Annotated in this window: 9 protein-coding genes; 2 read left to right on the forward strand and 7 right to left on the reverse strand. The window is 57.2% G+C overall.

The features are described 5' to 3' along the window. Positions 1-424: 424 nt before the first annotated feature. The 7 genes from PEH01S_RS23680 to PEH01S_RS23710 form a co-directional block, all read right to left on the reverse strand. Positions 425-967, reverse strand: coding sequence for a TetR/AcrR family transcriptional regulator (locus PEH01S_RS23680; protein WP_127488411.1), 543 nt, complete (start codon positions 965-967; stop codon positions 425-427). 95 nt (positions 968-1,062) lie between these two features. Continuing rightward, a complete protein-coding gene (locus tag PEH01S_RS23685; protein ID WP_127488412.1) occupies positions 1,063-1,812 on the reverse strand; it encodes an alpha/beta hydrolase in 750 nt (249 codons plus the stop codon). 17 nt (positions 1,813-1,829) lie between these two features. Further along, entirely contained in the window at positions 1,830-2,825 is a 996-nt protein-coding gene (locus tag PEH01S_RS23690) for a FecCD family ABC transporter permease (RefSeq protein ID WP_036714164.1), read from the reverse strand. A gap of 19 nt (positions 2,826-2,844) precedes the next feature. Continuing rightward, a complete protein-coding gene (locus PEH01S_RS23695; RefSeq protein WP_127488413.1) occupies positions 2,845-3,855 on the reverse strand; it encodes a FecCD family ABC transporter permease in 1,011 nt (336 codons plus the stop codon). A gap of 24 nt (positions 3,856-3,879) precedes the next feature. Further along, a complete protein-coding gene (locus PEH01S_RS23700) occupies positions 3,880-4,872 on the reverse strand; it encodes an ABC transporter substrate-binding protein (RefSeq protein ID WP_127488420.1) in 993 nt (330 codons plus the stop codon). Positions 4,873-4,961: 89 nt separating this feature from the next. Continuing rightward, complete coding sequence (locus PEH01S_RS23705) at positions 4,962-6,614, reverse strand: AraC family transcriptional regulator (protein WP_127488414.1); 1,653 nt, start codon at positions 6,612-6,614, stop codon at positions 4,962-4,964. Positions 6,615-6,804: 190 nt separating this feature from the next. Continuing rightward, positions 6,805-8,049, reverse strand: a complete 1,245-nt coding sequence (locus tag PEH01S_RS23710; protein ID WP_127488416.1) for a hypothetical protein — start codon at positions 8,047-8,049, stop codon at positions 6,805-6,807. A 247-nt stretch (positions 8,050-8,296) separates the two neighbouring features. Here PEH01S_RS23710 and PEH01S_RS23715 point away from each other — a divergent pair, with 247 nt between their 5' ends. Together PEH01S_RS23715 and PEH01S_RS23720 are read left to right on the forward strand one after the other, a co-directional pair. Further along, a complete protein-coding gene (locus PEH01S_RS23715) occupies positions 8,297-8,677 on the forward strand; it encodes a hypothetical protein (RefSeq protein WP_127488417.1) in 381 nt (126 codons plus the stop codon). Further along, on the forward strand, positions 8,674-9,968 hold a 1,295-nt coding region (locus PEH01S_RS23720), incomplete at its 3' end, for a right-handed parallel beta-helix repeat-containing protein (protein WP_127488418.1). The genes PEH01S_RS23715 and PEH01S_RS23720, both read left to right, overlap by 4 nt.

Below are 9,968 nucleotides of genomic sequence, written 5' to 3' on the forward strand. Positions count from 1 at the left end.
AAAAAGATTCCCCTGCCGAAACATAGGGGATATCCATAAATCTAATTCTTGATAATTGAAGTTTAGTAAAGTATTGTTTCATCCCATGCCAACGCCCCCATATACAATGAACGCATCTTTTGGGTTGCTTGGGTTTAATTTCAAAATTCAATACCTATTTTCCCCCTATCTGATTCCCCATTCAAGTCTTCGTCCGTTATAGAATATCTTATCAGAAATTCATACCAATATTGGTCAAAAGAAATTTTATCCTATCTCCGGGCATTGAACTCCTCCTAGGGCGCATGATCCCCTTTTATGAAAAGTCTATGGAGATATATCCAGAAGAAATACGGTATGTATCCAGTAAGGAAAATAAAGATATCTCAAAAAAAATAGAATCAGCCTGTTATGGCTGATTCCATGAGCTCATGCTCTTCCCGCTCTAGCGCTCCGGGTGCTTCGGCTTAAGCTCGGGCATCTCCAGAACGGCCGAAATGTTGCACAGCATGCCGTTCGCCATGAACGTGCTGACCGCCGCCTCCGGTTGCGCAATGCCCGCTTCGCGAAAACGCGCTTCCACGTAAGCCGTTACCTGACTCATGCCTTCCCGCATCACTTGGCGGATCGGCTCTTCCTTGATGACCATCGCTTGCATTTGCAAAACGATCTCATGGTGATGCGTACGCATCAGCTCTTCGTAAGCTTGAATCATCGCCTGGACCAGCCGGTCCGAAGACGCATTCACCCCCGAGAAGGCACGAACGATGCGCTCGAAGGCCAGCTTCAGCGCGGCGGCGAACAGCTCCGCTTTGCTTTTGAAAAATTTGAACACGTAAGGCTGCGAAATGCCCACCCGCTCCGCAACTTGCGCCGTAGTGGCGCTGTAGTAGCCATGCTCCGCGAACACCGCTACGGCAGCTTCCAATATTTCTTCTCTGCGGTTTACCGCGGCAGGCTCGCCGGTCTTCGACTTCATCTTGCCCATCATTCCTCCTGAGAAACCGGAGTGCTCCGGCCGCTCCTTCTTCATCAGTTAGTAATTGATTACTAACTCCACTATAAGCGGACCGGCCGAAAATTTCAAGAACCGATTTCCGCCGGAAACAACCAAGCCATCGCTTCCGGAAAACGTTTGATGAAATACGCCGCCTTGTGACTTGCGCCGTCTTCGATCTCAAGCCGCAGCCGCTCCCCGGAAAACCCGCGCTCCGACAAGATCGCGAACGCTTCCTTGGTATGCGGAACCATCGTGCTCTGAATGTTCCGTTTATCGATGCCTTCGGCGCTTCCCACGTACATATAAATTTTGCGCGACACCGCCGCAATCGGCTCCGCTCTCACATACCCGATCATCCCCGGGAACCAGAAGGAGGCGGACAGCAGGCCGAAGCGCCCGAATACGCCCGGAAACAGATAAGCGGCGTAGAGCGAGATCAATCCCCCTAACGAAGCGCCGATGATGCCCGTCTCCTCCGGCCGTCGGGACGTCCGGTACTTCTCGTCGACCCACGGCTTCAATTCGCCCGCAACAAACGAGAGATAATCGGCGCCCTTGCCGCCGAAATCCGCAAACTTGTCCGATAGCGCCGGGGCAAACCACGGCGTGTATTCGTCGTTCCGGCTGATCGGCTCGATGCCGACGAAGATAAGCTCGCGAAGCTCTCCGCGCGCAAATTTCCCTTCCAACTCCTCCATGGAGGACTCGAACAAATAGCTTCCATCCTGCACGTAAACGACCGGATATTTCGCTTCGCCCGCAGCATACGAAGGAGGGAGATAGACGGCTATCTCCCTGCCTCCGACCGATTCGGCAACGATTCTTCCTCGCAAAGCGGCAATCGCCCTCCCTATCGTCTGGCCTTGAACAGCAAATACACAAAATACGGCACGCCGATGATCGATATGACGATGCCGACAGGCAGCTCGGCGGGCGAAAATACCGTCTTCGCAATAAAATCCGATACAACGACCAGCGCCATGCCGACGAGGCCGCAGACGGGAACCATGCGGACGTGCCGGATGCCTACGAGACGTCTGGCGATATGAGGCGCCATCAGTCCGACGAAGCCGACCCCTCCCGACACGCTGACGCAGGCGCTCACCAGCCCGATGCTGCCGAGCAGCAGAATCATCCGCTCTTTTTCCACAGCGACGCCCAAGCTTTTGACGCTGTTCTCCTCCAGCTGGAGCAAGTCCAGAATGTACGCTCTGCGCACGATGACGGGAATAAGAATGACCAGCCACGGAAGCATCGCGACAATAAACTTCCAGTTGGCGTTGTAGATGCTGCCGGTCATCCAGACCGTCGCCATCTCGAAGTCGGACGGATTCATTTTCAGGCTGATGTACATGGCAACCGCGCCGAGTCCGGAAGCGGTGGCGATGCCCACCAGAAGGACGCGCTGCGGGTCCAGCTTGCCGTCCTTCCAAGCGAACAGATAAAGGAACGCAGCCGTGCTTAAACCGCCCGCCCAGCCGAACAGCGGCATCGTCATCGTCGACAGCCATCCCGTCCCTTTGATTTGCCCTTGGAAAAAAAACATAAAAATCACTATTGCCGCCCCCGCCCCGGCATTGATGCCGAGAATCCCGGGTTCGGCCAATCCGTTCCGCGTGACCCCTTGAATGACGGCGCCGGCGATGCCCAGCCCCAAGCCGACCAGCGCGGCAATGACGATCCGGGGCAGCCGGAATTCGAAGATGACCAGATCATGCTCGGGCTGCGGCTCGATTCGAAGCAGCGTTCGAACCACTTCGCCCACCGTCATGTCGAAGGCCCCGTTCGTGAGAGACAGGTATACGGCGGTGACGATCAGCGCGACCGCTCCGAGCAGCACCGCCATGTACCTGCCGGTTGAATGATTACGCACGCTGTTCCCCTCCCTTCTTCCGGATCAGATACAGAAAGAAAGGGACTCCGATCAAGGACGTCACGACGCCGATCGGCATCTCGAACGGGTAGTTCATGAAGCGGCTTGCGATATCGCACAAAGCAAGAAATACCCCGCCCAGCACGCCGGCGCACGGCACGATCCACCGGTAATCGAGACCGACGAGAAAACGGGTAATATGCGGGACGATCAAGCCGACGAAGGCGATCTTGCCGGCCAGCGCCACGGACACGCCCGTAAGCAGAATGACGGCAAGCATCGCGACCACCTTCACGATCAGCGTCCTCTGTCCGAGACTGACCGCCACTTCCTCGCCTAAGGAAAGAATCGAAACGGATTTCGAGATGAGCAGCGCAAGCGCAACCCCGACAACGGCAAAAGGAATCGCCAGCTTGATCAGATTCGGGTCCATCTGATGCAGGCGGGCGTTATACCAAAAGCCGATTTTTTGCGAAACTTGAAAATACGTCGAGAACGCGGTCGCCATGCTGCCGAGAAACGTTCCGATCACGGTGCCCGTAACTGCCAGCCGGACCGGAGACATCCCGCCCGGCAGCAGCGACGCCAGTCCGAATACAAGCCCTACGCCGAACGCCGAGCCGATGAACGAATAAACGATCATTTCGATCGAAGAAGAGCCGGGCAGCGCGATCATGCAGACCGTAATGGCGAATACCGAGCCGTCGGTTACCCCCATGATCGAAGGGGATGCAAGGTAGTTCCTTGTCATCCCCTGCATGAGCGCTCCCGACATCGCCAGGAAAGCGCCGATGAGCAGCGCTCCGACCGCGCGCGGGACGCGGGAGTGCATGACGATTTGATGATTTACGTTGCCCGGGTCGAAATGCGCGAACGCCTCCCAAAGCATGCTTGTATCGATCGTTTTGGAGCCGAAACGGACGGACAAAATAATCGAGAGGACAATCGCAACCGGCGAGAGCCATAAGATCCACGCCGGGTGAAGCTTGTAGGGTTGTCGCATGTATTGTCGCTCGCCTTCCCGAAATCAGGAGGCCAGCTTTTCCATAGCTGCTTTCAAGAATTGAATTTTGCTCCACGATGTGCCGCCTTGACCCAACGGATCGACGATGTTGACGAATACTTTGTCGTTCTTTACCGCACTGATGCTTTTCCAGATCGGATTTTTTTGCAGATCCTCCAGCGCCTTCGGCGTATCTTTATTTTCGTCCTCCGAAAACTGCAGGAAGATGTAATCCGGGTTCATTTCGCTGAACTTTTCGATCGAGATGAGCTCCTGCGCCTTCGCCGCTTTCACTTCAGGAGGCGCCGTAAAGCCAAGATCGGCATACAGCGACGAGTTGAAGAACACGCCTTCGGGATAAATGTACAAGTTGCCGACCCGTACTCTCACGGCGACGACCTTCTTGTCTTTCATGCGATCGCCGAGCTTCGCTTTGGCCGCTGCGGCATCCTCCTTATACTTTTGCAGCACCTGCTTGGCCTGCTCCTGCTTGCCGGTCAGCTCGCCCAGCAGCAGCAGATTGGACTCCCAGTTCGTCGAAATATGGGAAACCGGGATCATCGGCGCCACTTTGCCCAGCTTCTCGGCCATCTCTGGCGGAAACTTGGTGGAGCCAAGAATAACGTCGGGCTTCATCTTCAAAATGCCTTCGATGTTCGGCTGCATTTTTTCGCCGCTGCTTTCCACGCCTTGCGTGATGCTTTCGAACAGCTTCGGAAATTTGCCGCTCACGGTATTCGCGCCGACCGGCTTCACGCCGAGCACAAGCGCGTCCTCCATCGCTTCCATCGCGCCGGCGATGACGATTCGGTCCGTTTTGCCGGGAACCGTGTAGTCCTTGTCGAGATATTTGATCGTTTTGGTCGCCGGAGCTGCGGCGTCTTTGGCCGCTGCCGCCGGTTTCTCCGTTCCTGCCGAAGCCGCCGGCTGCTCTTTCCCCTGACCTGCCGTGCCGCAAGCGGACAAGGCAAGCGCCAGCAGTGCCGCAGCTCCTATTCCTGACCATCTACGCTTCATCATCCTGCTAAATCCCCTCTCACTGATAACGATTCTCATTTGCGATTATAAACTACCCTCCCCCCTGAAACCATGGACGATTTCCGGAGTTACTTTGGACAATTGTCGGAAAACAGGCTTAGCGCCGCATCGACGATCCGATGGTGGGCGGTGGCGGAATATTCTTGCCACGGGTCGGAATAAATCGGGTGCACCCGATGCTTCCGGACCGCTTTCAAATCCTTCCAAATCGGAGCACCGCTTAAGCGCTTGGCGTGAGCCAGCGATTCAGGCTCCTGGCGGACGAGCAGCAGCAGTCGGTCCGCATCGATCTCCGCAAGGCGCTCCAGCGTAATCGGCTCATTGAGCACGGTGCGGCCGACCGGCCAAGCCGGATTCACTTGCAGATCGCCGTACAGCACTTCCCGCATGCTCCGGTTGCTGAACGCGTGGCATTCGTCCTTATAAATGCGCAGGATCAGCACCGTATCGTCTCCCGCCTCGCGGACAAGCCGTTCCCGGACGGACTGCACCTTGCGGTCGTACTCCCTCAGCCACAGCTCCGCCTCCTTGGACGCCCCCAGAAATTCCGCCGTAAACTGCAGCTGCTCCCGCCAGTTCTTCTCGGCCCAAGGCACCTGCACGAGCGGAGCGATCTGCTTCAGCATCTCCTGCTCTTCCTCTTCCAGCCCGGTTCGGCTCAGAATAACGTCCGGCCGCGCTTTGCGCAGCGTGTCGATATTCGCTTCCCAATCCATGTTGTTGCGGTAGGCGCTCAGATGGACGGGAATATCGTTGCGGTACGTTTCATAGTAATAAGCCGTCCACTTCGGATGAAGCGGAGCGGCATAAGGCAGCATCCGCAGCGCCGCCAGTTGGCCGGTAATGGCCGAGCTGTAGGCGGCCACCTTGCGGCTGCGGTTCTTCATATAGACCGTCGGCGACACGCCCACTTCCTGCTTAAACTTCCGGCTTAAATAAAACTCGTCGCTGTAGCCTACCTGCTGGGCGATGTCCCGCAGCCTGACGTTCGAACCGGCCATCAGCTGCTTGGCCCGCGTCATGCGGAGCTCCGTCAAATAATCGATGGCGCTGCTGCCGTACGTTTTTTTGAACAGCTCCACGTAGTATTTCGGACTAACTCCGGCCATCCGGGCGAGCTGCTCGATCGATAAGTTTTCGTTGAAATGACGCTCCATATAGTCTTTCGTCCGCCGGATGGCGGCTTCCGAATCTTTTCTCGCGGAGATTCCGACATTCTTCATGACGCCATACATCAGCTCGCGAAAGGCAAGACGGGCCCGCGGGCGTCCGGTTTCCTCGCCGCTCTTCCAATGGCGGCTCACGGCGTCGCATAGCGTAATCATCTGCGCGGCGGGAATCATCGGAATTTCGTCCTGCACCCAGAACAAGCCCCGCTCCTTCTCGAACCGAAGCTGCTCCCCGTCCTGCTCGGTCTCCCGGTACAAGTCGAACCGGAACATGAACAGGCTCAAGCCTTCCGCCGTATCCGAAGCGGCACCGAACGTCTGGCCCGGAGAGCACACATAAGCGGTATCCTGGCGGAGCCGGCCTTCCTTCCGGTCCACGATCAACCGCCCGTGTCCCTTCGTCACCGCTATCAGCACGTACGAATCCGCGAGCTGCTGCTCCAGGCGCCATTCGCCGTCCCCTTTGACCGATTCTACGTCCCGAAGCTTCCAATGCGTACCGTCCAGCCAAGAGACGACCGGGTCCCCCGGTTCCGTGATGCCTGGGTTCATAAGCTTGTGCACCGTCCTATATGATAATGATTCTCAATACGTTTTTTGAAGTATACCAAAAAGCCGTCTCCTTGTCGATGATACCGGCGTCCGGGAGCTCTGCGCCAGAAAAAAACAGACCCCCGAGGCCACTGTGAGAGTGGAATTCTGAGGTCTGCTCCAAGCTCAATTATCAATCGGAAAGCGGACTTTACGGCCTGACCCATTTGGCGCCCTGCCAGGTGTGGATGTAATACCAGGACTCACCGTCGGGAGAGTTCCAAACCCGCGATGCCGTAACGGTTTGCGGGGTAAACGCGAGCAATTTTTCCGCAGGCTGATTTTCCACATAAGGGATGTCGAACCCAATCGAGGACCCGGTAAGCTCAAGCCGCTCGTTGCTGAGCCGCACCCCGAGCTTGGCATCCTGCTCGAAATCGCCGGTCAACCGCGAGGCGATTTCCATGGACGGATTGATCCATTTCCCAGTGCCTTCGCTTACCATAAAATACCATTGACCTTTTTTCCCGATAACCTGAACGGTCCGGGCCGGTTGTTCTCCCGCCGCTTTATAGGGATCGGAAGAGAAAGCCGAAGGCGTCTGGTAATAATAAAACGGAACGGGTATGTCCAGCCCCAAGTCAACCTGCTCCAATCCTTCAATACCAAGCCCGTATTCGGAGACGCAATGAATCCATCGCAGTCCGTGCGGCGTCTCGATCTGGTACCAGACGCTCGGAGGAACCATACCGGACTGGCGGGTATACTTCGCCACAGGCTTCAACACTTGAGGAGCCAGCTTCGGCTCGTCGGCCAGCGGCTTTTCGAAAGGCTGGCTGTACACCTCGCTCTCCCGCGCAACGGGAACCATTCCTTCAACTGGCTGGCCCGCGTAATTTTCCGCATAATGCTCCGAAAAAATCCATTGCTCTCCCAGCCAGGAGGTCCGGATCAAATGCCACTTCGCCGACGTGCGGCAGGGCGTGAACGGATCGCATGCATCGATGAAGGCAATCGCCTGGACTTGCTGCGGAGCAAGACTGTACCCGGTTAATTTCATCCGGGAGTCATAGAGCGGGGTCTGCGGCTCCAGCAGGTTCAAAGTCTGTTCCTGCTTCTGAAGCCGGCCGTACTTGTACGCCCCTTCCTTCAAGTTAATCCATGCTTTGCCAAGCCACGTCTCGACCGGCACCTTGTCCATGCTCGTGATATAGAGCAGTCTGCCGCTTTCAATCGGGGAGAGCTTCACAGACTGGTAAGCGCCGATGGAGCCCAAAACTTCATCCGGTTTCGTTTTATCGCTGGCATACAGCTTAAAATCGTCAAGCAAGGTAATATAAGGCATGACGCTCGGTTCGGCCAGCTGAGCCGCTGCCTTCTGGTCGGCCCGGGCGATCTGCGAGCCCGTCGGGAAAGCTACCGCTGCAGCCAGCAGCAACATGAGCCATTTGTTCATGTCCTCCATCTCCTTCCTTAAAAATCCAAAGGTTTTCCATTTTTGATACTAGCATAAAGAAGGAACGAAATACACACCTTTCTCACACACGCCCGGACCGCTTCCTCCCCATCGGCAGACGGTTCCGCGAAAAAGTTCATGTTATCTTCACAGGAAACCGCCCCCGATAGCCCGACCGGGCTATGGGCAACCCGCTTGCCGTTCTATACAATGAGGATGCTTGCCTGTTTCGTGAAGGAGTGATGAGATGAATCGTAAACGAATGCTCACGGTGCTGCTCAGCCTGCTGCTGGCGGCCGTGATGACCGCCTGCTCCTCCGAGCGTCCGGTCGATCCGGCGGAGGTGGAAGTCACGCTGACGACCGAGCCTTCGCCGCCCAAGGCGAACGCCGTCACCAAGTTCACCGCCACGCTAGGCGGTGTGCCGGAATCGACCAAAGCTACCCTGTCCTTCGACATTCGCAAGTCCGAACACGATACGCTGTCGTATTTGAATGCGAAGCAGGAAGGAAACGCGTTTACTGCGGACAAAGAGTTGAAGGAGCCGGGAACGTACACCGTCTACGTGCATCTGTACATCGGGGACCTGCATATCACCAAGAAAAAGCAGATTGAGGTCGCTTCATGAGCCGCCTTCCATTTCGCCTCCGCGGCCTGCTGCCGCACGGGTCCGCCCTGCGCACCGCGCTGCTCGCGTTTTTGCTCGCGGTCCTGCCGTCCGCGGCGGTCTGCACCGCAAGCACCGAAAGCAGCGGGAAGGAACTCCCGCTCCAGCAGCTCATTGACGAAGCGCCGCCGGGCGGCACGCTGAAGCTGGCGGCGGGGACCTACCGGGGACCGGCCGTCGTCACGAAGCCGCTGCGGATCGAAGGCGCGGGCGGTGTGCGGATCGTCAACGAGACGGACCGGCCGGCGCTGGAGATTCGCACGGACCGCATGACGCTGACGGGCTTGTCGATCCGGGATACGGGAGCCAAAGCGTCGGCCGCCGTGCTGCTTTCCGGCTCCGACAGCACGCTCGAGGATCTGCGGATCGAGACGGTGTCCTCTGGCATTCATCTGCGGGACGCGAGCGGCAACACGATCCGCCGCACGAACGTCGGTTGGGCGGGACCGGACGTCAAGATGACGGAGAAGGGCAACGGCATCGACCTGTACGCCTCCCATGACAACGTGATCGTCGGCAACACCGTCACCGGCATGCACGACGCCATCTACATCGAGAACAGCAACGGAGTCCGCGTGGATGCCAATCAGGTGGACGAATCCCGGTACGGCATTCATTTTATGTACGTCAACGACTCGTCGATCCGGGGCAACGTCGGGGCGCGCAACATCACGGGAGCCATGGTGATGGCCGTCAAAGGCGTGAAGGTCACGGGCAACACGTTCGCCAAGCAGAGCGAGAATGTCAACTCCCAGGGCCTGCTGTTGTTCGACGCGAGCGATTCCGTCTTTACGGACAACCGTCTGGAAGGCAACCGCGTCGGCATCTACGTCGAGCAAGCGCAGAAGAACGTGCTGGAGCGCAACCGGGTTACCGTGAACTACGTGGGCCTGCAGCTCAAAGAATCCGAGAACAACCGGTTTCAGGGCAACGATTTTCAGGGCAACGTGATTCCCGCGGAAGCGACGGACAGCCGGAATAACGACGTGAAAGGCAACTATTGGGACAGCTTCCAAGGCATCGATCTGGACGAAGACGGGTTCAGCGACATGCCGTATGCGATCAATCCTTTTTTTCAAAAGATGACCAAAACGACGCCGCCGTTCCAGCTGTTCTTCCAGTCGCCGGGCATGGCGTTTCTGGAGGGCATGCTGACCTCGTCCAAGCAGGCTTGGACGACCGACCGGGCGCCGGCGATGAAGCCTTACGCAGCGGACACCTACCGTCCGCCCGCCGGATCTGAAACGGCGGG

Source organism: Paenibacillus ehimensis NBRC 15659, from assembly GCF_004000785.1.
GTDB lineage: Bacteria > Bacillota > Bacilli > Paenibacillales > NBRC-103111 > Paenibacillus_G > Paenibacillus_G ehimensis.